The sequence below is a fragment of the Dyella jiangningensis genome (genome assembly GCF_003264855.1).
Classification (GTDB): Bacteria; Pseudomonadota; Gammaproteobacteria; order Xanthomonadales; family Rhodanobacteraceae; genus Dyella; species Dyella jiangningensis_C.
The window spans coordinates 37,615-59,354 of the sequence record NZ_NFZS01000006.1 but is presented as its reverse complement, the minus strand read 5'-3'; the positions used below and the strand labels follow the sequence as shown (position 1 = coordinate 59,354).

Sequence of the window (21,740 nt, the reverse complement as noted above, 5' to 3'; positions counted from 1 at the left end):
GCATGATGTCCAGAAAGCCCGCAGGGTGCGGGGCGTGGCGCAGTGCAGGCTGGCTGCCTGGGCAAGCCGCGCATCGCGGCGTGCGGGCTTTCTGGACATCACCCGCAGGGCCGGCGCTGTCTGCCCGCAGCTGCGCGCCGCGCTGCCTCGACAGGCGACCAGCCTGCCTTCGCCACCGCAACGCACATCTGCGGGCAGACAGCGTCGGTGACACCCGCATTGAATAGATCAGAGCATCCTTAAGCATCCCCTGATTGTAACCGGTGAGCCGGTTAAACCGGCCCACCGACTCAGTGCTTGGTGGCCACGGCTTGCGCGGGTGCGTTGGTCGCCGACGGTTTCGCGCGGGACGCGGAGGTGGTCGCCGGTGCCGGCATGGGCGCCGGTTCCGGCGCGCTGCTGCCCGGAGCGGGCGCGGCCAGCAGGCGGTCGTGCGACTCGCGCACGTTCTGCAGCACGTCGGCGCTGTACCAGCGGCCGCCCTGTTGGATCAGGTCCGACTCGGTCGACAGCGGCTTGCCCAGCAGCACGTAGTCGACGCGCACGCGGGCGTGGCCGTTGCGATCCTCCAGCGTGGTGACCTTCACCGAGTCGAGCACGTCGTCGATCGACAGGCCGTAGATGGCCAGGACCTGCTTGATGCCGATGAAGCCTGCGCTGTACTTCTGCATGGCCGTGTCGAAGTCCATCGTGCGCAGCTGCTCGGGCGTCTTGATGTCCAGCTTGCGCGCGGTGGCCACCGCCACGACGATCGCCTGCTTCGCGCGGGCCTGGTCGAACCACGGTACCTGCTGCGCCCAGGGCGCCAGCACGTTGATCACCTCGGTGGCCTGCTGCTTCTGCGGGTTGGTGAGCTCCTTGCTCTGCGCCACGCCGGTAGCGGCAATGGCCTGCATGACGCCGATCATCACCGGCACCTGATCGCTGTACTGCGCCTGCAGCTGGGCCAGCTTGGGGCGCGCCAGGGCGTAGAGCTTGGTTTCCGCATCGGGCTCGGTGAGCTGCTGCATGTTCTTGATGAAGTCCGCGCGGTCTTCCGATGAGATCGGGTGATCGTCGGGGCGCGGGCGGGTCCAGTCGGTGCGCAGCGTGTCGTAGTCGGCCGGGGGCAGGGCGTGCTTCCAGAAGCCGGCGAAGTCACCCGTCTTGATCAGGGCCACCGACTGCTGCACGGAGGCTTCCGGCGTTTCGCCGCCGGCCATCACCGGTGCCGGGCCCGGCTTGTGCACGGTCATGAACAGGGCGGCCGCGGTGGCCAACACCAGCAGGACGACGAACGCGCCAACGGCATAGAAGACGGATGAGCGACGCATGGAATCTCTGATAAGTGGCGCCGGTCGACCTGCAAGGTCCGGGCGGTCGGCGGAGGGTAAGGGGCGCGGCTTCGCCCTAACAAGGGCCGGAGCGCGGAGCTGAGAGCTCGTTCAAGCGCTTTTCAGTCGCCCAAAAAGAAAACCCCGCGGGCGTTGGGCCTCACGGGGTAATCCGGCAGAGCCGGAAGGGAAATGGCCTTGCCTGCGGAATTATCAAGGTCAGCAGGTGTTGGCGGGGAGGATCTTATCTCCCCGTTAAAGTTAAAGCAATACTTTAGCTTATGCTGCGTAAGTTACTGATTTACTTGCTTCGATAGTCAATCGAAACGCAGCGACTGGATCTTCTGGCGGCGGCGTTCATCGCGCGGCGCCGTCCAGTCATTATTAAACAAAGCCGGGTCCCATGCGCCATAGGTCGGGTTCGGCAGGGTGAACCAGCGGGTGCCGATCCAGTCCATGTACGGCGCCATGGCCTTCTGGCGACCCTCGGCGTTGTTGGCCAATACGGTCACAAAATCGCCGATCTGGTCGCCAAATTGCATCAACACGCGATATTTGTGGCTGATCAGCTGGCGACGGCAGCCCTTCTCGGTGCCCACCTGGTCGCAGTCCTCGACGAAGGTGCCCAGGCCCAGGAAGGCTTCAGGCCCCGACACCGGCAAGCCTTCCTTGCGCAGGTTGGCCAGCGTGTCCTGGTCCAGGTCCTTGGCGCGGTTGGAGATGTAGATCACCGCGATGCCGTGCTTGGCCGCGAACTGGGTAAACGCCACCACGCCCGGCAACGCGCGGGCGCGCTGTTCCTTGCACCACGCCGCCCAGTCGGCCTCGTTGTATTCGCCGCCGCTTTTGACCAGACGCGCCTGGTAGGGCGAGTTGTCGAGCACGGTCTCGTCGATGTCGAGCACCACGGCCGGCTGCAGGCCCTTGGCCGGCGCCACGCGATCGCCCTTGGGCAGCGCGTCCCAGTTCGCATCGGCCTTGGCGGCGAGCAGGCGCGCCTGGGCGTCGCGGTAGGTCTGCAGGTAGATCAGGTCATGCTCGATCGCGGTCTGGCTCCAGGCCACCGCATTGAGGTTGTCGTCGGCGGACGTCTTGGGCGCAGCGGGTGCGGCGGGCGTCGGTGCAGGCATGGCAGGGGCGGGCGCCTTGCTGGGCGTGCTCGAACAACCGGCAAGCAGGATCAAGGCGGCAAGCGCCGCCGGCAAACGAACGGACATGAAAGGGATTCCCTGTGAGACTGAACGATCAGGATCGGGGAAGTTTACGACAGCCACATGTCGTTCCTCAGAGCGTGTTCCCTATCGCTGGTTGCGCGCACGTCCGCGTCATTACCCGCGCGTCATTACCCCGGTTGTCTGTCGACATACGCGGCCTCGTTCTTCCTTGTGACTCGCGCCAACAGCGCCCGGCGCGGGTCACCTGGCGATAGGGGCAGGCCCAAGGGCTGGCTAACACCGCGCCCGGCTGACAGACTCGGAGGCATCCCCACCCTTCGCATGAATTTGCATGGAAACCGCCCCGTCCCTCGTGCGCCCTCCTTCGACGGCGATCCGCACGGCCAGCTATATGTTGGCCGCCGCCGCCCTGGTGCTGGTGCTCGGGTTGCGCCTGTTGCCGGCCCTGTTTGCCGGCCTGCTCGTCTACGAACTGGTGCAGTCCACCGCGCCGCTGCTGGGCAAGCGCGTTCCCGGTGATCGTGCACGCGTGCTGGTGGTGGCCCTGCTCGGCACCATCGTGGTCGGCCTGCTGGTGCTGCTGATCCTCAGTGCGGTGAGCTTCCTTCGCAACGAGATCGGCAACCCCGAAGTGCTCTGGCAGCAGCAGTTGATGCCGCTGGTGGAGAAGGCGCGCGAGCAGCTGCCGGCGACCATCGTGGGCTGGCTACCCGATAGCGTGGACGACCTGCGCGTGATGGCGCTGGAGCTCACCCGCAAGCATTCGGTGAGCCTGCAGACGGTGGGCAAGGAAGCGGCACGCGTGTTCGTGCACATCCTCATCGGCATGGTGCTGGGCGCCATCGTCGCGTTGAGCCGCACGCGTCCCGCGCACCAGGTCGGTCCGCTCGCCGCGGCCCTGGGCCTGCGTTGCCAGCGGCTGGCCGAGGCGTTCCACAACATCGTGTTCGCGCAGATCAAGATCTCGCTGATCAACACGGTGTTCACCGCGATCTTCCTGCTCGGCGTGCTGCCGCTGATGGACATCCATGTGCCGCTGGCCAAGACGCTGGTGGTGGTCACCTTCATCGTCGGCCTGCTGCCGGTGATCGGCAACCTCATCTCCAACACCGCCATCACCATTGCCGGCTTGTCCATCTCGCTCGGCGTCGGTGTCGCCGCGCTGGGCTTCCTCATCCTCATCCACAAGCTCGAGTACTTCCTCAACGCACGCATCGTGGGCAGCCAGATCCGTGCCCGTGCGTGGGAGCTGCTGGTGGCGATGCTGCTGATGGAAGCGGCGTTCGGCCTGCCGGGACTGATCGCCGGGCCGATCTATTACGCGTATCTCAAGGCCGAGCTGGAGGCCGAGCGGTTGATCTGAGCGATTGAAAGGCTGGCGGGCTAGTTGCCTGCCAGCATCGCCGCGATCTTCGCCATGTGCGACTCGGCCGTTTCGCGCACCACTTCCTTGTCCGCTTCCGGATCCTTGCCCTGCCAATGCAGGTCGTCCTGCGGCAGTTCATGCAGGAACCGGCTCGGCTGGTTGCTGTGGACCTCGCCGTAGCGCTTGGTCTTGGACGACCACGACAGCGTGAGCATTTCCTTGGCGCGGGTGATGCCCACGTACATCAGGCGGCGTTCTTCGTCGATGCGCCCTTCATCGATCGCGCCATCGTGCGGCAGCGTGCCTTCCTCGCAGCCGACAATGAAGACGAAGCGGAACTCCAGTCCCTTCGCCGCATGCAACGTCATCATGCGCACCGCGTTGCCGGGCTCGTCGCGATCGGCGTGACTGAGCAGGGCGAGCTGCGCGGCGAGATCGCCGGCCGTGTTGTTGCCGCGTTGCATCGCGCGGAACCAGTCCGCCAGTTCGCGCAGGTTGCCCAGGCGACGTTCGCGCAGTGCGGGATCGGTGGTGCTGGCGGCGATCTGCTCGGCGTAGCCGGTGCGCTTGAGCACCATCTCCACCAGGTCGGCCGCGCTGTTGTGCAGCGAGGCGCTGCGCAACTCGTCCATGAGGTTGGTGAACGAAGCAAGCGCCGCGGCCGGACGCGGCGTGAGCTGGCGCAGCACCGCATCGCTGCGGGCGGCGTCGAGCAGTGACGCGTGCCTGGTCTGCGCGATCTGGCCGAGTTTCTCCAGCGTGGTCGAACCGATCTCGCGCTTGGGTACGTTCACCACGCGCAGGAACGCGGCGTCATCGCTGGGATTGGTGAGCAGGCGCAAATAGCAGAGCAGGTCCTTCACTTCCGCGCGATCGAGGAAGCTCAACGCACCGGTGAGGTGGTACGGCACGCGTGCAAGCCGCAGTGCCTTTTCCAGCGGGCGCGCCTGGAAATTGCCGCGATAAAGAATGGCGATGTCGTGCCAGCGCGCTTTGTGCTTTTCCGCCAGCGTCACCGCGATCGCGGCGACGCGTTCCGCCTCGTGCTCGTTTTCCTTGCACTCCAGCACGCGGATCTGCGCACCTTCCGGATGCTCGCTCCACAGTTTCTTTTCGTGCAGGTGCGGGTTGTTCGCGATCAGCTTGTTGGCGGCGCGCAGGATGCGCTTGCCGCAGCGGTAGTTTTGTTCGAGCTTGATCACGCGCAGCGCGGGCCAGTCCTTGCCGAGCTGGTCGATATTCTCGGGATTGGCGCCGCGCCATGCGTAGATCGACTGGTCGTCGTCGCCCACGCAGGTAAAGCGGCCGCGCTCGCCGGCCAGCGCCTTGAGCAGGCGGTACTGCGCGTCGTTGGTGTCCTGGTATTCGTCCACCAGCAGGTAACGCAGTCGCTCACGCCACGCTGTACGGCATTCCTCGTCGCTTTCGAGGATACGCAGCGGCAGGCGGATCAGGTCGTCGAAGTCCACCGCGTTGAACGCGGAGAGTCGCTGCTGGTAGAGGTCGTAGATGGTGGCAGCATCCAGCTCGCGCGGGCTGCGCGCGGCGGCCAGCGCTTCTTCCGGCGACAGGCCGGCGTTCTTGGCGCGGCTCACCAGGTTGCGGATGCCGAACAGCACGTCGGGCTTGACACCCTTGGGCGCGAGCTCCTTGATGATGCCTTCGCTGTCGTCCGCATCGAGCACCGAGAAGCCTTTGCGCAGGCCCGCGCGCTGGTGCTCCATCTGCAGGAACTTCAGGCCCAGCGCGTGGAACGTACACACGGTGAGCGCGGCGGCGTCTTCGCTGGTGATCAGCTTGGCCACGCGTTCGCGCATTTCCTTCGCCGCCTTGTTGGTGAAGGTGATCGCGGCGATCTTGGACGGGGCGAGCTTCTTGCGGGCGATCAGGTACGCGATCTTCTGCGTGATCACGCTGGTCTTGCCCGAGCCGGCGCCGGCCAATACCAGCAGCGGACCGTCGCAATGTTCGACGGCGGCCAATTGTTGGGGATTGAGCATGGTGTGCGCAGAGGCGAGAGCGGCGCACGATGGTAGCAGAGGCCGTCCACCCGGCCGACACATCCGCCCGTTGTATGCTCGGCCGGTCGGGTCAGGGATGCCGGCGATACCGGCCGCCGCCCGCCTCACAGGAGCGTGAGATGCGCAGGCTTGCGATGCTTTCGATGCTGTTCGTCGCCGCCGTTGGCGCCGAGTCGGCTTGGGCGCAACACGCTGCCGTGTCGTCCGGCGATCTCAAGCGCAGCGGCGCGGTGCTGGCCGACATGGCTACCGGTCCCTTCGTCGATGCGCATTCCGACTTGCGTTTTCGCGACCTGGGGATGAACGCCTATCGCGGAGGCCGCAGGCGCGAGGCTTTAGAGAACTTCCTCCTGGCATCGCGCTACGTCGACAAGGCCTCGCAGGCCGTCGTTGCCCTGATGTACTGGACCGGCGACGGGGCTCCGCATGATCGCGCGCTGGCCTATGCATGGATGGATCTTGCCGCCAGTCGCGGTTATCCCGAGCTGCAGCACCAGCGCGATCTCTACTGGGCGCAATTGAGCGATGACGAGCGTGATCGGACACGCGACCTGCGCCAGTCCCTGGAGGCTGATTATGGCGATGACGTTGGCGCGCGCCGCCTGACGCGGGAGCTCGGCAGCATCCGCTCGCAGGTCACGGGAAGTCATCTGGGATGGGCGGGCTATGGCGTGGTGATCCATGCCGACAGTGCCAGTCGCGCCGCCGGCGGCGAAAGCGTTGCAGGCCTGCTGGGAAGCACGGCTGCCAGCCGGGACATGAGTTCGATCAGCGATGCAATACGCCTCAACACAGCGCAATACCTGCAGATGAAGGACCTGCAGTGGCAAGTCCAGATGATGAAGGCGCATGTTGCTGTGGGCGATCTTGAGCCGATCCGGACCTCGTCCGAAAAGACGCACCCGGCGAGCTGACGTATCGCGTGCTGTGACACACGGAATCCACAAGGAGTGAGTGACATGGTTGCAAAAACAACGATGGTGGTGGTTCTCGGGCTGCTGGTCGGCGCGGGCCATGCGGCGCTAGCGCAGGAGGCGCCAACGAGTAAACCGGTTACCGACCCCAAGGACCTCAGGGAACTGGCCAAATTCGAAGAAATGATGGACGTGCCGGGCGTGGCCAGGCAGCACAAGGACATCCTCTATCGTGAGCTGGCGATGGAGGCCTACAAGAACGGCGACAAGGAACGCGCGTTGAAGATGTTCATGCGTGCTGCCAGCTATGCCGACAAGCCTTCGCAGGCGGCTATCGCGGATATGTATTGGGAGGGCGTGGGTACTGCAGTCGACCGTCCTCGCGCCTACGCATGGATGGATCTTGCCGCGACCCGCGGCTACGACCGCTTCCTCGCGAAACGCGAGTACTACTGGAGCCAGCTGACCGAAGCCGAGCGTGCGCAGGCGCTGCGCGTAGGCCAGGACATCTATGCCGAATACGATGACAAGATCGCGCTCCATCGCCTGCAGATGGAGCTCGAATTCACGCGAAGAAATGTCGTCGGCAGTCACGTCGGCTTCGTGGGGACGGGCAAGGTTTATGGCTTTACCCACACGATGAACACGGGTCGCGCCAGCACGGGGCTGCCTCGTCCCGGTGGTAACGCCACGTCTACATCGGGCAGTGAACAGGATCTGGGCCTTCCGATAGCGAACCTGAGCGAGCTGTATCGCCCGTCTATATGGAAGGTCAACGATTACGCCAGGTTCAAGGACATCCAATGGCAGGAGCGCGTCGAGTCCAAGCCGACGGTCGACGTGGGTGATTTGCAGAACGTGGCGACGCCGCCTGCCAAGTGATCGCGAATGACATCGGGGCGTGTGGTCCAAAGGTCGAGGCGCTCCATCCAGGTCAGCCAAGACTGGGCTGCATGGGCGTGACGCCGGACGGACGGCTGCCGGCGCATCGATGAAGGGATTCGTCAGGGAGCGAGCGACATGACTGGAAAAGCGATGGCAATGCTTCTCGGGCTGCTGGTCGGCGCGGCTCACGCGGCGTTTGCGCAAGAGGCGCCCACAGGTCAGCCGGTCACCAATCCCAAGGAGCTCAGGGAGCTGGATAAATTCGAAGAGATGATGAGCATGCCGGGCGTGGCCACGCAGCATCGGGACATCTACTACCGTGAGCTGGCGATGGAGGCTTACAAGAATGGAGCCAGGGAACGCGCGTTCAAGATGTTCATGCGCGCCGCCAGCTATGCCGACAAACCCTCGCAGGCAGCCGTGGCCCACATGTACTGGGATGGCATCGGCACCTCGGTGGATCGTCCTCGGGCCTATGCCTGGATGGATCTTGCCGCTTCCCGTGGCTACGTCCGCTTCATCGCGAAACGCGAGTACTACTGGAGCCAGCTGACCGAGGCCGAGCGTGCACAGGCACTGCGCGTGGGCGAGGACGTCTATGCCGAATACGACGACAAGATCGCGTTGCACCGTCTTGAGATGGAACTCGAATTCATACGGCGAAACCCCATCGGCAGCCACGTCGGCTTCAAGGGAAACGGCAAGGTCATGGGCTTTGGCGGCTCGACGATATTCACGGGTGGCGGTAGCACGGGTATGTCGAGGCCTGGGGGGCGCGGCGGCGCGTCTGGCGCGAACGGTGGATTCGACATGATGGGTCCTTCCATGGCGAGCCTCACCGAGTTTTATCGGCCCTCGGTCTGGAAGATCAACGAGTACGCCAAGTTCAAGGACCTCCAATGGCAGGTGCGGGTCGAGTCCAGGCCAACGGTCGAGGTGGGTGACGCGCAGAACGTGGCGACGCCGCCTGCCAGGTGATCGCGAAGAAACAGGCGTGCTGCCCCAATGCCGAAATGGTCCACCATCGCCAGTCTATGATGGGCCGGGCGGGTGTCGCGCCGAATGGCCGCATCCCGGTGCATCGATGACGGGATTCGTCAGGGAGCGGACGGTATGGCGACAAGAACGACAGCGTGGGTGCTCGGTTGGTGGCTTGGCGCAAGCGCGGCGGTATTCGCGCAGGAAGCCGCGCCTGATGCCGCGGCGTTGCTCGATCGTGCCGCCACCGATCCCCGGGCGTTGAAGGAGCTTCAAAGGTTCGACGAGATGATGGCCAATCCCATGATCGTCAACCAACACCCGGACCTGCGCTATCGGGACCTGGCGATGGCCGCCTACAAGCATGGCGACAAGGCGCGCGCACTGAGGATGTTCATGCGCGCCGGCGCCTTTGCGGACAAACCCTCACAGGCGGCGGTGGCCAACATGTACTGGGAGGGCGTGGGTACGCCGGTCGACCGCCCCCGCGCCTATGCATGGATGGATCTTGCTTCCAGCCGCGGCTACAACCGCTTCATTGCGCAGCGCGAGTACTACTGGAGCCAGCTGAGCGAAGCCGAGCGTGCACAGGCGCTTCGCGTGGGTCAGGAGATCCTGGTCGAGTACGACGACAAGGTGGCGCTCCATCGCCTGGAGATGGAACTGGAGTACGTACGAAGGAACGTCACCGGCAGCAGGGTGGGTTCCATCGGCTGGGGCACCATCCAGGGCGCTGGTGTCACCAGCGCATACAACGCCAACGCTCCGTCCTGGATGACCCTGGATCAGTTCTATCGCTCGTCGGTCTGGAACATCGACAGCTACACCAGGATGAAGGACCTGCAATGGAAGGTCCAGGTGGAATCCAAGCCCACGGTGGAGGTGGGCAACCTGCAGAACGTGGCGCCTCCCGGTTCACCTCCGGGCAAGTAGCCAAGGGCTATAGGAGCGGGTGGCGCAGTACTATGTGCGCTCGTTTTCCGGGGCGATCCATGGCCAAGCTCTACTTCTATTACTCGGCAATGAATGCCGGCAAGACCACCACGCTGCTGCAGAGCGCCTACAACTACCACGAGCGGGGCATGCGCACGCTCATCCTCACGCCGGCGCTGGATAACCGCTTCGGCGAGGGCGTGGTGGCTTCGCGCATCGGGCTGAAAGCCAACGCGCGCCGGTTCGCGTCGGATGAGAACCTGCTGGCCCTGGTGCAGGCGGACATCGACGAGCGTGGCCCGCTGCACTGCGTGTTCGTCGACGAGGCGCAGTTCCTCAGCAAGACGCAGGTCTGGCAGCTCAGCGATGTGGTGGACAAGTTGAACATCCCGGTGCTCGCCTATGGCCTGCGCACGGATTTCCGCGGCGAGCTGTTCGAGGGCAGCCGCTACCTGCTGGCCTGGGCGGACAACCTCGAAGAGATCAAGACTATCTGCCACACCGGTCGCAAGGCCACCATGGTGGTGCGCGTGGACGACCAGGGCCGTGCGGTCACCGAAGGCCCGCAGGTTGAGATCGGCGGCAACGACCGCTATGTCTCGGTGAGCCGCGCCGAGTTCAAGAACATTACGGAAGGGCGCGGCAGGATAGAGTTGCAGCAGACGGTGCTGCCGCTGGGCGAGGGGCATTGAGCCCTTCGCACGCATCTAAGGAACGGTATGTCCAAGATCCCATTTCTCGCCTGGCAACGCCCGCACTGGCAGCCGGGTAGCGAGGAAATCCTGCTGCAGTTCTATGTGTTCGGTAAGTTCCAGGCCGGTCGCGCACCGTCCATCGACTACGGCAGCGAAGGCCTGCCCGAAGGCATGGAGCTCACCAGCCACCACCACGGCGCGCTGCGCCAGTGGGAAGGCTATCCGCTGAAGGGCGCCGTGGGCCGCATGTTCAAGGAAGACGCGCCCGAGGCGTACAAGCTTGCGCTCGATGCCCCGGAAGTGCTGGTCGTGCGCGGGCGCCTGCCCGATGCCGGCGACACGGGCTACCTGCGCGATACGCTGGGCGTGCTGGCGGCGCTACTGGACGTGGGCGGCACCGCCATCCTCGATCCGCAGATCCTCACCCTGTTCGACGCGAACACCTGGCGCCAGCGCTATGTCGTGCGCGACGGCGCGCCCATCCGCAACCACCTGTTGATCCTTTGCGACGGCGAAGAGCAGGCGGGGCGACACTGGGTGCATACGCGCGGCATGCGCAAGTTCGGTCGCCCCGACATCAGCATTCGCAACATCCCCGAGCGGGATATCGATCGCGCCGGCATGCTGTGCGAGCGCCTGGTGGAACTGGAAGCGCTGGGCGCGCATTTCGTCGAAGGCCAGTCGCTCGACGCCGAAGGCCTGCATGGTGGCCTGGTGGCGCACCTGGGCGGTGGCGACGAAGAGCCGGACTTCAACAACACCTTCGTGGAATTCCGCTGGCCGGACTGAGCGCCTCACGACGCCCTTCTGTAGGAGCGCACCCAGTGCGCGATGTGGCCTGCCAGGGCCTATCGGCTTTGGAGCCAGTCCAACCATATAGTTCGTGGCTAGTGCAGCCTCTCACCCCAGCCCTCTCCCCAAGGGGAGAGGGAGCACATCCATCTCATTTCTGACATCTCGGGCACCAGAACGTCGATCGCTGGCCCAACACCACCTGCCGTATCGGTGTTTTGCACACGCGGCACGGCTCGCCTTCGCACCCGTACACCTGCAACTCGCGGAAGAAATAGCCCGGCGCGCCATCCGGATTGATGAAGTCGCGCAGCGTGGTGCCGCCGCGTTCGATCGCCCAGGCGAGGATGCGCTTCACCTCCGCGGCGAGGCGTGCATAGCGGGCCCGCGACACTGAGCCGGCGGGCTTGCGCGGATCGATGCCCGCCGCAAACAACGCTTCGCTGGCGTAGATGTTCCCGACACCGACGACGATGGCGTTATCCATCAGGAACAGTTTCACGGCAGCGGTGCGTCCGCGCGACAGACGCCAGAGCAGGTCGCCGTCGAAGTCGTCGGTAAGCGGCTCGGGTCCGAGCCCAGCCAGCAAGTCGTGCGTCTCGCCCGGCGGCTGCCACAGCAGGCAGCCGAAGCGACGCGCATCGGTGAAACGCAGTACGCGTGGGCCTTCGCTGCGAGTGGGCTCCAGCGCGATATCGACGTGGTCATGCTTGCCGACCAGGGCATCCGGCGGCAGCACGCGCAGCACGCCCGTCATGCCCAAGTGCAATAGCGCGCTTCCCACCTTCGTATGCAGCAGCAGGTATTTCGCGCGCCGCTCCACGTCGAGGATGCGCTGGCCGGGCAGGAGATCGGTGATCTCCGGTGGTATCGGCCAGCGCAGATCGGGCCGTCGCAATGTCACGCCGGTGACATTGCGGCCGATCAGGTGGGGAGCAATGCCGCGGCGGGTGGTTTCGACTTCGGGGAGTTCGGGCACGGAGTGTCTCGGTCAGGAACCGTCACTGTAGGAGCGCACCCAGTGCGCGATCACGGCGCCGATGTACGCCAATCGCGCACAGGGTGCGCTCCTACAGAAAAGCAGAGGGTCAGCTCCAGTCGTTATGGAAACTTCCAGGCTTGTCCACGCGCTCGAACGTATGCGCACCGAAGTAATCGCGCTGCGCCTGCAACAGGTTCGCCGGCAGATGTTCGGCGCGATAGCCGTCGTAGTACGCGATGGCGGAGGAGAAGCACGGCACCGGCACGCCCGCATTCACCGCGGCGGCCACCACTTCACGCAACGCGCCCTGGTACTGCGCGGCGATATCGCGGAAGTACGAATCGAGCAGCAGGTTCTTCAGCTGCGCATCACGCTCGTAGGCATCGGTGATCTTCTGCAGGAAGCGTGCGCGGATGATGCAGCCAGCGCGGAAGATGCGCGCGATGGTGCCGTACGGCAGGTCCCACTGGTATTCGTCGGAGGCCGAACGAAGCTGCGCGAAACCCTGCGCGTACGAGACGATCTTGCTGAAATAGAGTGCGCGCCGCACGGCTTCAATGAAGGCCTTGCGGTCGCCGCTGAAATGCTGCGGGCCGGGGCCGGGCAGCACCTTGCTGGCGGCGACGCGTTCGTCCTTCAGCGCGGAAAGCAGTCGCGCGAACACCGATTCGGTGATCAGCGGCAAGGGCACGCCGAGATCCAGCGCGCTCTGGCTGGTCCATTTGCCGGTGCCTTTCTGCGCTGCGCGGTCGAGAATGATGTCGACCATCGCCTTGCGCGTTTCCGGATCCTTCTTGGTGAAGATGTCGGCGGTGATGCTGATGAGGTAGCTGTCCAGCTCGCCCTTGTTCCAGTCGGCGTAGACCTCGGCCAGCTCGTCGTTCGACAGACCCAGTACATGGCTGAGCACCGCGTAGCTTTCGGCGATCAGCTGCATGTCGCCGTATTCGATGCCGTTGTGCACCATCTTCACGTAGTGGCCGGCGCCGTCCGGCCCCATGTAGGCCACGCACGGTTCGCCGTCCGGCGCGCGCGCCGCGATCTCGGTGAGGATGGGGGCGACGAGGTCGTAGGCGTCGCGCTGGCCGCCCGGCATGATCGAGGGACCGTGCAGCGCACCTTCCTCGCCACCGGACACGCCGGTACCGATGAAGTGCAATCCGGCGGCGTGCATTTCGCTTTCGCGACGCATGGTGTCCTTGAAGAAGGTGTTGCCGCCGTCGATCACCACGTCGCCCTTGTCGAGCAGTGGCTTCAACTGGGCCAGCGTGGCATCGGTGGGCTCGCCCGCCTTCACCATCAGCAGGATGCGGCGGGGCTTTTCCAGCGAGGCGACGAAGTCCTCCAGCGTGTAGCTGGGAACCAGGCGTTTGCCGGGATTCTGCGCCATCACCTCGTCGGTGCGCTCGCGGTGACGATTGAAGATGGACACCGCATGCCCGCGGCTCTCGATGTTGAGGGCGAGGTTGCTGCCCATCACCGCCATGCCGATGACGCCGATTGCCTGCTGACTCATGTTGTCGCTCCTGCCAGGGGATGCGCCTTGATATGGGGAGGACCCTGCACCGTGCAAGTGCTCCCGGCGGACGCAAAAGGGCATGGTGATGCGGAGGACGCGACGCCGGCGTGAGGCTAGCGCGCCTTGGTCGCTTCCTGCGTGGCGGGTCGCGGCGTATAGCGCACGGAAACCAGCGCCACGCGATCGTTAACCCGCACATAGCGTTGCGGCCCGGTCACCGAGGTTTCGCCGAACTCCAGGCGCTGGCCGTCGAGGCTCAGCACGGCGACCGGCGGCGCAAGGCCGATGCGCGTCGGATCGAAGTCGCTGAGCGGTCGCCAGCTCAGTACGCTGGCGGCGGCGGTATCGGCCAGCTCGGCGAGGCGGCCGTCATCGGCGCGGGCCGCCGTGCCATCGACGCGCCACCAGTGGCCCTCGCGCTTGGAAAAATGCTCCGCCGGGCCGTTGCCGATGCGAAGTTCCACCTGCGTGATGTCGGAGGGAGGGAGCTTGAGCAAGGTGCCCGGGGCGTCGTCCCGATCGCGCCGCCATTGCCAGCCGGCGAGCGCGACGAGCGCGATCGCAACGGCCAGCATGACCACTCGCTGCCGCGTCGCGCGCTTCATGCGCGGCGGCGCCGCCATACGATCCAGCCACCCAGCACGAGCAGCAGCAGCGGCAGCACCACCAGAAAGCCGAGTGTCACCGTGCTGAGCTGTGCCTGCGAGATCTGCAGCACGCGATCCGGCGCGCCGCGTGGCGGCAACTGCACCAGCGCGTCGTCGCCGAGCAGCCAGTCGAAGATGCGTTCGCCCAGCGCGCGATTGCCGCCGTTGCCGAGGAAGGTGTTGGAGAGGAAGTCGCCGTCGCCGATCACCACCACGCGCTGCTCGGCCTTGTCGGGGCTGGGCGACAGGCGGCTCAGCGCGAAGCCGAAGTCGAGCGGACCTTTCAATTCGCCCGCATTCGCGTCATAGGCAATGGTCGATGCCTGCGCGTTGTCGATCGGCTTGAACTCGGTCCAGCTCTGCGCGCTGGAGCGCAGGAACGGCGCCACCTGCCAGTCGGTGCGCGCAGCCAGCGCCAGCGCGGACGCCTGCGGAAACAGCGTGGTGAGCGTGAAGCCGCGGGTGATCGCATGCTTGGGATAGTCACCCAGTGCGAGCATGCGTGGGTCCTTCAGCCCCAGCGCGGCGCCCTGGCCATCCACCAGCACGCCCGGCAGGACGCGGATGCCGAGCGCATCGGCCAGCGGTTCCAGATGCAGGTCGTCGTTGGTCGGCTCGCTCAGCCACAGCAGGTTGCCGCCGTTGGCGACGTAATCGGTGAGCGCCTTCACCGCGCCTTCGGGCAGCGCGAGCTCGGGGCTCGCCAGCACCACCAGGTCGGTGTGCTGCGGCACGGCGGTGACCTGCGCGAAGTTCAGCGGCACCGCGCGCATGCCGCGGCCTTCGAGCTGCGACACGAACATGCCGAGGTCGGCGTTGCCCTTGTCGTCGGGGCGACGCTCGCCGTCGCCCGAGACGAAGGCGACGATGCGCTCGCCGCCGCGCGCGAGGCGTTCCAGCGCATTGGTGAGGCTGCGTTCGGAGAGTTCGTCCAGGCGCTGCTCACGGCCCTGGTAATGCAGGATCAGCGCGCCGTCCACGGTGATGCCCAGCTCGCGCATCGCGGCCGGATCCTGTTGCGGATCCACGAAGCGCAGCGTCAGGTCCGGCTTCACGCGGCGGTAGCGCTGCATGAAGTTGGCGACCGTGTTGCGCAGATCGCCTTGGGGATTGGCGTAGCTGACGATCTCCACCGGGCCTTTCAGCGTCGCCAGCACGGCGCGGCTTTCCGATGACAGGCTGGCGCGTCCGCCGTAGGTCCAGTCCGCGACGTGGTCGTAGCGCGAGGTGAGGTAGCCGAGCGCGCCTGCCGCGAGCAGTAGCGCGAGCGCGAATAGCCATCCGTTCAAATGCCGGAAGAAGCGCGTCATCAGCCACGCTCCTTGTCGGCGGCGAGCCGCTGCGTGGCGAGCGCGAGCGCCACCACGATCACGATCAGGAACCAGGCGATGTCGGCGGTGGAGACCAGTCCACGCAGCATGGCTTCGAGATGGCTGCTCAGCGCCAGCCAGCCGGATACGCCATTGGTGGCGCCGGCTTTCTGCGCCGCGATGTCCACGCCGGCCAGCGCGAGCCCCAGCGTCAGCGCCACGGTCGCCGCAATGGAGGCATGCGAGGCATAGGCCGAACACGCCACGCCGATCGCCGCGAGCGCGGCCAGGGTCAGCAGCAGGCCCAGCGACGCGGCGGCGAGCTTGCCCCAGTCCAGCGTGACGCCGTGCGCCAGGCTCAGCGGCATGGCCAGCGCGAGGGCCAGCCACAGCACCAGCCACAGCATCAGCGCCAGGTATTTGCCCAGCACGATGCGCGAGGCGGGCAGGCCGGCGGCGAACCACAGCGGCAGCGTGCCGTTGCTGCGTTCGCCGGCGATCGAGGACATGGTGAGCAGCGGCACGATGATCAGCGCCAGTTCCACCACGCCGAAGGGAAGCACGCCGCCGGTGAGGATGCTGCTCAGCATGGGCACGCCCACCAGGTCGGTGTAACCGGGGCCGCCAGGCAGTGCGGCAAGCTTGATCTGTCCCGCCAGGAAACCGCCCAGCAGCAGGGTGAAGCGCCACGCCAGCTGCGCCAGCGTCAGCGCGGCGAGTACCCAGGCGAGCGGGCGGACGAACAGGCGGCGCAGCTCCAGCCGCGTCACGGCGATCACGCTCATGCAGCCTGCATCCTGTCGTTGCTCCCGTTGCCGCGCATGGCGATGTCGAAAAAGGTCTGTTCCAGCGCCTTGTGGTCGGCGCCATCGAGCGCGCTGTCGTAGCGCAGCTGGCCTTCGTGCAGGATCGCCACGCGGTCGCACGCGGCGGTGACTTCGGTCAGCAGATGGGTGGAGAGAATGATCGCGGTGCCGGCCGCGGCCTGCTCGCGGATCACCTCGCGCAGCGCCGCCACCTGCACCGGATCGAGTGCATTGGCCGGTTCGTCCAGCACCAGCAGCTGCGGGCCATGCAGCAGGGCGCAAGCCAATCCCAGCCGCTGGCGCTGGCCCTGGGAAAGCACGCCCGCCAGCCGCCGCGCCAGTGTTCCCAGCTCCAGCCGCTCGACGATCCGCCGGTATGCCTGGGCAAGTTCGGCGCCGCGCATGCCACGCAGGCGACCATGTGCCTCCAGGTGTTCGCTGACGGTCAGTTCTGGCCACAGAGGGGCACGTTCCGGCAGCCAGCCGATGACGCGGCGCGCCAGTTCCGGCTGCTCCAGAAAGTCCTTTCCATTCAGCTTGATGCCACCACTGTCCGGTGCCAGTGCACCGGCGATCATCGCCAACGTGGTGGACTTGCCGGCCCCGTTGACGCCCAGCAAACCCAGTACCTGTCCCGAGTCCAGCCGTAGCGTGAGACCGGAAACGGCAGGGCGCCCGGCTCGGTGTCGGGTGATGTGATCCAGTTCCAGTACGGCGGTCGGCGCGGTCATTGCATGATTGTCACGGCGCCCCCACCTTCACACAACGGGGTGAGGCCGTCATTTGCGTGACACAGCACATTAACCTCGCTGCTTCCGCGAGATGCGACAATAATTTGCGACGTCCATGCTGGCGGGTACGGAAACCCCTCGTTTAGACTGAAATTTCATACACCTGGGTGTTTTCCCGATGCTCGATGCAGTTCTCAATTTCTTGTCCAACGGCCTGACGCATGCCGGTTGGCTCAGCATGACGATCTACATGCTGATCATGACCCAGCTCACCATCTTCACGGTGACGCTGTACCTGCATCGCTGCCAGACCCATCGCGGTGTGGACCTGCACTGGTCGATCTCGCACTTCTTCCGTTTCTGGGGCTGGCTCACCACGGGCATGGTCACCAAGGAGTGGGTGGCGGTGCACCGCAAGCACCACGCCAAGGTCGAGACCGAGGAAGATCCGCACAGCCCGCAGATCTACGGCATCAAGAAGGTGTTCTGGGATGGCGTGTCGCTCTACCGCGACGCCAGCGAAGTGAAGGAAGACCTCGAGAAGTACGGCCGCGGCACGCCGGACGACTGGATCGAGCGCAAGCTCTACGCCGGCCATCCGTACTGGGGCCCGGCGCTGATGCTCATCATCAACCTGGCCCTGTTCGGCGTCATCGGTGCCGCGCTGTGGGCGCTGCAGATGATCTGGATCCCGTTCTGGGCCGCCGGCTTCGTCAACGGCATCGGCCACTGGTGGGGCTACCGCAACTTCGAAAGCGCCGACACCGCGACCAACCTCATCCCGTGGGGCTTCTGGATCGGCGGCGAAGAGCTGCACAACAACCACCACGCCTTCCCGAGCTCGGCCAAGTTCGCGCTGCGCAAGTGGGAGTTCGACATCGGCTGGGCCGCCATCTGCGCGCTGCGCGCCGTGGGCCTGGCCAAGGTGCTGCGCGTGGCGCCGACGCTCGACGTCCGCCCGAACGTGCACCTGCCGGATGCCGAGACGCTCAAGGGCGTGCTGACCCATCGCTTCGCCGCGATGACCGACTACTACCGCAACGTGATCATGCCGACCCTGCGTGACGAAGCGCAGCACGCCGGCGAGAACATCAAGTCCGTGCCGCGCCGCATGCGCCGTGCGCTGGCCGATGGCGGCCGCTGGCTGGACAGCGAAGGTCGCGATCGCATGCAGGCCGTGCTGGCCAAGCGCCCGACGCTCAACACCGTGTGCGATTTCCGCGCTCGCCTCGCCGCCCTGATGGAGCAGCGTGGTGCCGACCAGGCACTCAAGGGCCTGCAGCAGTGGATCGCCGAGGCCGAGCAGAGCGGTATCCGCGCGCTGCAGGAATTCGCCGCGCGTCTGAAGAGCTACTCGGTCGCCAACGCCTGATCGGTGTGATGCGATGAGAACGAAGAAGCCCGCCGCAAGGCGGGCTTTTTTGTGCACGGTGTTTCCCATCCGCGCGCGGCTCGGCTTTAATCGGAAAAGCCAACGACGGGAGCGCGCACGCGGATGAGTCTTCGGGTGGTGGTGATTGGCGCGACCGGCGTGTTCGGTTCGCGCATCGCGCGACGGCTCGCCCACGATGCGCGCTTCGAGCTGATCCTGGCGGCGCGCCGTGCGGAGTCGCTGGAAGCGCTGTATGCATCCATCGGCGATGCCCGCCTGCAGGTGGCCACGCTCGACGCCGGGCATGCGAACTTCCCGCACGCGCTGGCGGCCTTGCGTCCGCAGTTGGTGATCCATGCCGCCGGCCCGTTCCAGGGGCAGGACTATCGCGTCGCGGAAGCCTGCATGGCTTGCGGCAGCCACTACATCGATCTGGCGGATGGACGCGGCTTCGTCAGTGGTTTCGAGCAGCTCGATGCACAGGCGTGGCGCGCGGGCTGCCTGCTGGTCAGCGGTGCCTCCAGCGTGCCCGCGCTCAGCGCGGCGGTGGTCGATGCCTTGCTGCCTCGTTTCGCCTCGCTCGAAGCGATCGAGCATGCCATCAACCCCGGCAACCGCACGCCACGTGGCGATGCCACGGTGGCGTCGATCCTGGGTTATTGCGGCCGTCCCATTCGCGTGTGGCGTAATGGCGGCTGGGATGAAGCGCATGGCTGGATGGACAGCCGGCGCCAGCATTTTCCGTTTGGCCGGCGACGCGTCGGCGTGTGCGACGTTCCCGATCTGGAACTGTTTCCGGCGCGCTATCGGCAGGTGCGCACCGTGCTGTTCCGTGCGGGGCTGGAGCTGCCGCTGCTGCAATGGGCGACCTGGAGCCTGGCCGTGCTGGTGCGGCTCGGTGTGATCCGCGACCTTGCCCGCCACGCGCCGGCCTTGCGACGCCTCAGCGAGCGCTTCGTGGCGTTCGGCTCCGACGTCGGCGGCATGGCGGTGGAATTGCGCGGCGAAGATCGCGAAGGCGCACCATTGCATCTTCGATGGTGGCTCGATGCCGACGCGGGCGATGGTCCGCAGGTGCCGGTGACGCCGGCCATCGTGCTGGCCCGCCGCATGGCCGATGGATTGGTGGACGCCAAAGGCGCGATGCCCTGCATGGGCCTGCTCACGCTGGAACAGATCATCGAAGGCTTCGATGGATTTGCGCTGCGTACGGGGCTGGAAACCGTCAGTCGATGAAACGCCAGGCCTCGTCCGGTGCGGGCAGCCGGCATTGGTCGCGCTTGCCAAACAGGCGATAACGATGGCGCGCCACCCAGCGGTAAAGCGGATCACGCACGGCCCGGGGCATGACGCGCATCAGGGAACCGGCGAGGCGCCAGCGCCCCCCGAGCTGCCGCAGCACTCGCGCGATCGCGTCGGTGTTGCTGTAACCCACGCCATCCTCCACCAGCAGGAACGATGAGGGATCGTCCGGCGACAGGCCATGTGCTGCCAGCAAGGCGCGACCTCCCACGCCCTGCATGGCGGCCAATCGGAAGCGGCCGTCGCGATCATGGCGCAGGATGAAATCCACCCAGCGGCTGCAGAGTACGCAGACACCGTCGAACACGATGACGGGATGGCCTGCATCAGCGGACATGGTCGATCTCCAGCCAGCCGCGATAGGCGATCAGGCGGCCAATGCCTGGCAGGCGTGTGTCGATGTCGAAGGCATAGCGACCCTCGTGCGCGCCACTGCGCGACAGCACATGGCCGCAAAGTGCGCGCGGCAAGGGCACGCCCAGCAAGGTGATGCGCCGCAGCTGCCAGTCGATCGCGTCACCGTCGCGACGCAGCGAGAAGTGCAATGACACCGGGCCCAGCCGTTCGCGCAGCGCCATCGCACTGCCGGGTTGCAGGACGGAGCGCATCTGGCCGCGGGCGAAGCGGCGGGTCCAGGTTTCCCGTTGCCCGTCGCGTTCGATGGTGATGGCAATGGCCTGGTCGGCACCGGGCTCGGGCAGCGTCAGGATCCGGCGCAGCAGGCGTGCGAGGGCGTGCGTATCGCCATCGACCTGTGCCGTGCCGCTGGCCTCAAGCACCTCGCCCTCGCCGTGCACGCGCCGCACCGGTGGCGCGAGTTGCGCCCAGTCCGCGGCATCCAGCAGGGAAGGGAACAGGGCGGGTGGCATGGAGTCATCATGCGGTGGCCTCGCGATATGCGGCAAGCTTTTGCCCGTCATTCCGGCGCAGGCCGGAATCCAGTGGCACCAGTAGTCGGTGTCGCTTGGCTTCCCTGTAGCTCTCATGAGAGGCAACGCGACAAGCGGCTGTGTCGGCTACTGGATGACCAGCCTTCGGCTGTTATAGAGCGCCTCCGGCCTGCGCCGGAATGACGAACGTGAAGTCATGGCGCATTTCCACGAGACATCGCATGCCCGTTCATCGCCGATCATCACTGCGTGCCGCAGGTGATCTTCGTGCCGGATATGTCGCTATGCCACGATGACGGCCGCGGCAGTGCAGGCAACAAAAAACCCGCCTTGCGGCGGGTTCTTTGTGGGTAAGGCAAAGTCGCTGGACCCCTGCCTTCGCAGGGGTGAGCAACGGTAAGCCACGCGCTATGCGCGTGGACCGTTGCTCACTTGATCTTGCCTTCCTTATAGATCACGTGCTTGCGAACGACCGGATCGTACTTCTTGAACTCGAACTTTTCCGGCGTGTTCTTCTTGTTCTTCTGCGTGGTGTAGAAGTGGCCGGTGCCGGCCGAAGAGATCAGGCGGATCTTGTCTTGCTTGCTGTTAGCCATGGCTCAATCCTCAGATCTTTTCGCCGCGGGCACGCAGGTCGGCGAGGACGGCTTCGATGCCGTTCTTGTCGATCGTGCGCAGGGCATGGTTGGAAACGCGCAGCTTCACCCAGCGATTCTCGCTCGGGACCCAGAAGCGGCGCTCATGCAGGTTCGGCAACCAGCGGCGACGGGTCTTGTTGTTAGCGTGCGAGACGTTGTTACCAGTCCGCACACCCTTTCCGGTGACTTGGCAAATACGGGCCATGATGACCTCCTGTTAGGCGCCCAGGGGCGCGTTTGCCACCCGTTAGCCAGGGCGGCATCGGCCCAGCGGCGCAAGCGCCACGCGATGCTGGAGATGGAGCGTTTCGCGTCTGCCGTGAGGTCCGCATCGCGTGGCGGGCGTGCCCGATGGGTCGGGTCGGCATGGTCGAGCCGCGTATTCTCGCCCAGAAACAGCGCTGTGCGCAAGTTTTGCCACTTGGGGCGCCTGGCCGCATGGCGGCCCGCGGGGATGTGTGGAACAATCCA

Annotated in this window: 22 protein-coding genes; 9 read left to right on the top strand and 13 right to left on the bottom strand. The window is 65.7% G+C overall.

The genetic code is table 11. The features are described 5' to 3' along the window. Positions 1 to 290 precede the first annotated feature (290 nt). The gene (locus tag CA260_RS19505) at positions 291 to 1,313 is read right to left on the bottom strand and encodes a hypothetical protein (protein WP_111984740.1); all 1,023 of its coding nucleotides are present in this window, start codon (positions 1,311 to 1,313) and stop codon (positions 291 to 293) included. Between the two features lie 317 nt (positions 1,314 to 1,630). Next, the gene (locus CA260_RS19500) at positions 1,631 to 2,530 is read right to left on the bottom strand and encodes a 5'-nucleotidase, lipoprotein e(P4) family (protein WP_111984739.1); all 900 of its coding nucleotides are present in this window, start codon (positions 2,528 to 2,530) and stop codon (positions 1,631 to 1,633) included. A gap of 289 nt (positions 2,531 to 2,819) precedes the next feature. Between CA260_RS19500 and CA260_RS19495 the strand changes: the two genes are divergently transcribed. Then, positions 2,820 to 3,851 carry an AI-2E family transporter gene (locus tag CA260_RS19495; protein ID WP_111984738.1) on the top strand — a complete coding sequence of 344 codons (1,032 nt, stop codon included), beginning with the start codon at positions 2,820 to 2,822 and terminating at the stop codon, positions 3,849 to 3,851. 20 nt (positions 3,852 to 3,871) lie between these two features. Here CA260_RS19495 and CA260_RS19490 read toward each other — a convergent pair whose 3' ends face one another. Then, a complete protein-coding gene (locus tag CA260_RS19490; protein WP_111984737.1) occupies positions 3,872 to 5,854 on the bottom strand; it encodes a UvrD-helicase domain-containing protein in 1,983 nt (660 codons plus the stop codon). A gap of 29 nt (positions 5,855 to 5,883) precedes the next feature. Here CA260_RS19490 and CA260_RS19485 point away from each other — a divergent pair, with 29 nt between their 5' ends. From CA260_RS19485 to CA260_RS19460, 6 genes are all read left to right on the top strand, one after another. Further along, positions 5,884 to 6,789 carry a sel1 repeat family protein gene (locus CA260_RS19485; RefSeq protein WP_146745393.1) on the top strand — a complete coding sequence of 302 codons (906 nt, stop codon included), beginning with the start codon at positions 5,884 to 5,886 and terminating at the stop codon, positions 6,787 to 6,789. A gap of 45 nt (positions 6,790 to 6,834) precedes the next feature. Beyond that, a complete protein-coding gene (locus CA260_RS19480; RefSeq protein WP_146745392.1) occupies positions 6,835 to 7,671 on the top strand; it encodes a sel1 repeat family protein in 837 nt (278 codons plus the stop codon). Positions 7,672 to 7,824: 153 nt separating this feature from the next. Continuing rightward, on the top strand, positions 7,825 to 8,652 hold the full coding sequence (locus CA260_RS19475) for a sel1 repeat family protein (RefSeq protein ID WP_111984734.1): 828 nt from the start codon (positions 7,825 to 7,827) through the stop codon (positions 8,650 to 8,652). 135 nt (positions 8,653 to 8,787) lie between these two features. After that, the gene (locus CA260_RS19470; protein WP_146745391.1) at positions 8,788 to 9,585 is read left to right on the top strand and encodes a sel1 repeat family protein; all 798 of its coding nucleotides are present in this window, start codon (positions 8,788 to 8,790) and stop codon (positions 9,583 to 9,585) included. 59 nt (positions 9,586 to 9,644) lie between these two features. After that, positions 9,645 to 10,277 carry a thymidine kinase gene (locus CA260_RS19465; RefSeq protein WP_111984732.1) on the top strand — a complete coding sequence of 211 codons (633 nt, stop codon included), beginning with the start codon at positions 9,645 to 9,647 and terminating at the stop codon, positions 10,275 to 10,277. Between the two features lie 27 nt (positions 10,278 to 10,304). Then, positions 10,305 to 11,069, top strand: a complete 765-nt coding sequence (locus CA260_RS19460; RefSeq protein WP_111984731.1) for a hypothetical protein — start codon at positions 10,305 to 10,307, stop codon at positions 11,067 to 11,069. A 154-nt stretch (positions 11,070 to 11,223) separates the two neighbouring features. Here the strand turns inward: CA260_RS19460 and mutM are convergent, their stop codons facing one another. The 6 genes from mutM to CA260_RS19430 all read right to left on the bottom strand — a co-directional run bounded on the left by mutM (position 11,224) and on the right by CA260_RS19430 (position 17,067). After that, positions 11,224 to 12,051: a bifunctional DNA-formamidopyrimidine glycosylase/DNA-(apurinic or apyrimidinic site) lyase gene (mutM, locus tag CA260_RS19455; protein WP_111984730.1), complete on the bottom strand. Its 828-nt coding sequence runs from the start codon at positions 12,049 to 12,051 to the stop codon at positions 11,224 to 11,226. Positions 12,052 to 12,160: 109 nt separating this feature from the next. Next, positions 12,161 to 13,570 carry an NADP-dependent phosphogluconate dehydrogenase gene (gndA, locus tag CA260_RS19450; protein WP_111984729.1) on the bottom strand — a complete coding sequence of 470 codons (1,410 nt, stop codon included), beginning with the start codon at positions 13,568 to 13,570 and terminating at the stop codon, positions 12,161 to 12,163. Positions 13,571 to 13,686: 116 nt separating this feature from the next. Beyond that, positions 13,687 to 14,148 carry a hypothetical protein gene (locus CA260_RS19445; RefSeq protein ID WP_338065750.1) on the bottom strand — a complete coding sequence of 154 codons (462 nt, stop codon included), beginning with the start codon at positions 14,146 to 14,148 and terminating at the stop codon, positions 13,687 to 13,689. A gap of 26 nt (positions 14,149 to 14,174) precedes the next feature. After that, positions 14,175 to 15,530 (bottom strand): GldG family protein, encoded by a 1,356-nt coding sequence (locus CA260_RS19440; protein WP_111984728.1) that lies wholly within the window; start codon positions 15,528 to 15,530, stop codon positions 14,175 to 14,177. Continuing rightward, entirely contained in the window at positions 15,530 to 16,315 is a 786-nt protein-coding gene (locus tag CA260_RS19435; protein ID WP_111984727.1) for an ABC transporter permease, read from the bottom strand. Before CA260_RS19435 ends, CA260_RS19440 begins: the two co-directional genes overlap by 1 nt. Then, on the bottom strand, positions 16,312 to 17,067 hold the full coding sequence (locus CA260_RS19430; protein ID WP_111984726.1) for an ABC transporter ATP-binding protein: 756 nt from the start codon (positions 17,065 to 17,067) through the stop codon (positions 16,312 to 16,314). Before CA260_RS19430 ends, CA260_RS19435 begins: the two co-directional genes overlap by 4 nt. A gap of 178 nt (positions 17,068 to 17,245) precedes the next feature. On the opposite strand from CA260_RS19430, the gene CA260_RS19425 reads away from it, so the two are divergent. Continuing rightward, positions 17,246 to 18,439: a DesA family fatty acid desaturase gene (locus tag CA260_RS19425; RefSeq protein WP_111984725.1), complete on the top strand. Its 1,194-nt coding sequence runs from the start codon at positions 17,246 to 17,248 to the stop codon at positions 18,437 to 18,439. A gap of 123 nt (positions 18,440 to 18,562) precedes the next feature. Then, on the top strand, positions 18,563 to 19,675 hold the full coding sequence (locus tag CA260_RS19420; protein ID WP_111984724.1) for a saccharopine dehydrogenase family protein: 1,113 nt from the start codon (positions 18,563 to 18,565) through the stop codon (positions 19,673 to 19,675). Here CA260_RS19420 and CA260_RS19415 read toward each other — a convergent pair. From CA260_RS19415 to rpmB, 4 genes are all read right to left on the bottom strand, one after another. Next, positions 19,665 to 20,078 (bottom strand): thiol-disulfide oxidoreductase DCC family protein, encoded by a 414-nt coding sequence (locus tag CA260_RS19415; protein WP_111984723.1) that lies wholly within the window; start codon positions 20,076 to 20,078, stop codon positions 19,665 to 19,667. The two genes, CA260_RS19420 and CA260_RS19415, sit on opposite strands and share 11 nt — an antisense overlap. Continuing rightward, positions 20,068 to 20,610, bottom strand: a complete 543-nt coding sequence (locus CA260_RS19410) for a DUF4166 domain-containing protein (protein WP_172461928.1) — start codon at positions 20,608 to 20,610, stop codon at positions 20,068 to 20,070. The genes CA260_RS19415 and CA260_RS19410 overlap by 11 nt, the downstream gene beginning before the upstream one ends. A gap of 449 nt (positions 20,611 to 21,059) precedes the next feature. After that, complete coding sequence (rpmG, locus tag CA260_RS19405; RefSeq protein ID WP_008211962.1) at positions 21,060 to 21,227, bottom strand: 50S ribosomal protein L33; 168 nt, start codon at positions 21,225 to 21,227, stop codon at positions 21,060 to 21,062. 10 nt (positions 21,228 to 21,237) lie between these two features. Beyond that, a complete protein-coding gene (rpmB, locus tag CA260_RS19400; RefSeq protein ID WP_026033649.1) occupies positions 21,238 to 21,474 on the bottom strand; it encodes a 50S ribosomal protein L28 in 237 nt (78 codons plus the stop codon). Between the last annotated feature and the right edge of the window lie 266 nt (positions 21,475 to 21,740).

Excerpts from the sequence above, each read along its gene's own strand:
- CA260_RS19415 (WP_111984723.1), bottom strand. The coding sequence starts at position 20,078 with ATGTCCGCTGATGCAGGCCATCCCGTCATCGTGTTCGACGGTGTCTGC.
- CA260_RS19465 (WP_111984732.1), top strand. The coding sequence starts at position 9,645 with ATGGCCAAGCTCTACTTCTATTACTCGGCAATGAATGCCGGCAAGACC.
- CA260_RS19500 (WP_111984739.1), bottom strand. The coding sequence starts at position 2,530 with ATGTCCGTTCGTTTGCCGGCGGCGCTTGCCGCCTTGATCCTGCTTGCC.
- CA260_RS19480 (WP_146745392.1), top strand. The coding sequence starts at position 6,835 with ATGGTTGCAAAAACAACGATGGTGGTGGTTCTCGGGCTGCTGGTCGGC.
- CA260_RS19435 (WP_111984727.1), bottom strand. The coding sequence starts at position 16,315 with ATGAGCGTGATCGCCGTGACGCGGCTGGAGCTGCGCCGCCTGTTCGTC.
- CA260_RS19505 (WP_111984740.1), bottom strand. The coding sequence starts at position 1,313 with ATGCGTCGCTCATCCGTCTTCTATGCCGTTGGCGCGTTCGTCGTCCTG.
- CA260_RS19420 (WP_111984724.1), top strand. The coding sequence starts at position 18,563 with ATGAGTCTTCGGGTGGTGGTGATTGGCGCGACCGGCGTGTTCGGTTCG.
- rpmB (WP_026033649.1), bottom strand. The coding sequence starts at position 21,474 with ATGGCCCGTATTTGCCAAGTCACCGGAAAGGGTGTGCGGACTGGTAAC.
- rpmG (WP_008211962.1), bottom strand. The coding sequence starts at position 21,227 with ATGGCTAACAGCAAGCAAGACAAGATCCGCCTGATCTCTTCGGCCGGC.
- CA260_RS19470 (WP_146745391.1), top strand. The coding sequence starts at position 8,788 with ATGGCGACAAGAACGACAGCGTGGGTGCTCGGTTGGTGGCTTGGCGCA.
- CA260_RS19410 (WP_172461928.1), bottom strand. The coding sequence starts at position 20,610 with ATGCCACCCGCCCTGTTCCCTTCCCTGCTGGATGCCGCGGACTGGGCG.
- CA260_RS19475 (WP_111984734.1), top strand. The coding sequence starts at position 7,825 with ATGGCAATGCTTCTCGGGCTGCTGGTCGGCGCGGCTCACGCGGCGTTT.
- CA260_RS19445 (WP_338065750.1), bottom strand. The coding sequence starts at position 14,148 with ATGCTGGCCGTTGCGATCGCGCTCGTCGCGCTCGCCGGCTGGCAATGG.
- CA260_RS19440 (WP_111984728.1), bottom strand. The coding sequence starts at position 15,530 with ATGACGCGCTTCTTCCGGCATTTGAACGGATGGCTATTCGCGCTCGCG.
- CA260_RS19430 (WP_111984726.1), bottom strand. The coding sequence starts at position 17,067 with ATGACCGCGCCGACCGCCGTACTGGAACTGGATCACATCACCCGACAC.
- CA260_RS19425 (WP_111984725.1), top strand. The coding sequence starts at position 17,246 with ATGCTCGATGCAGTTCTCAATTTCTTGTCCAACGGCCTGACGCATGCC.
- CA260_RS19490 (WP_111984737.1), bottom strand. The coding sequence starts at position 5,854 with ATGCTCAATCCCCAACAATTGGCCGCCGTCGAACATTGCGACGGTCCG.
- CA260_RS19485 (WP_146745393.1), top strand. The coding sequence starts at position 5,884 with ATGGTAGCAGAGGCCGTCCACCCGGCCGACACATCCGCCCGTTGTATG.
- CA260_RS19460 (WP_111984731.1), top strand. The coding sequence starts at position 10,305 with ATGTCCAAGATCCCATTTCTCGCCTGGCAACGCCCGCACTGGCAGCCG.
- CA260_RS19495 (WP_111984738.1), top strand. The coding sequence starts at position 2,820 with ATGGAAACCGCCCCGTCCCTCGTGCGCCCTCCTTCGACGGCGATCCGC.
- gndA (WP_111984729.1), bottom strand. The coding sequence starts at position 13,570 with ATGAGTCAGCAGGCAATCGGCGTCATCGGCATGGCGGTGATGGGCAGC.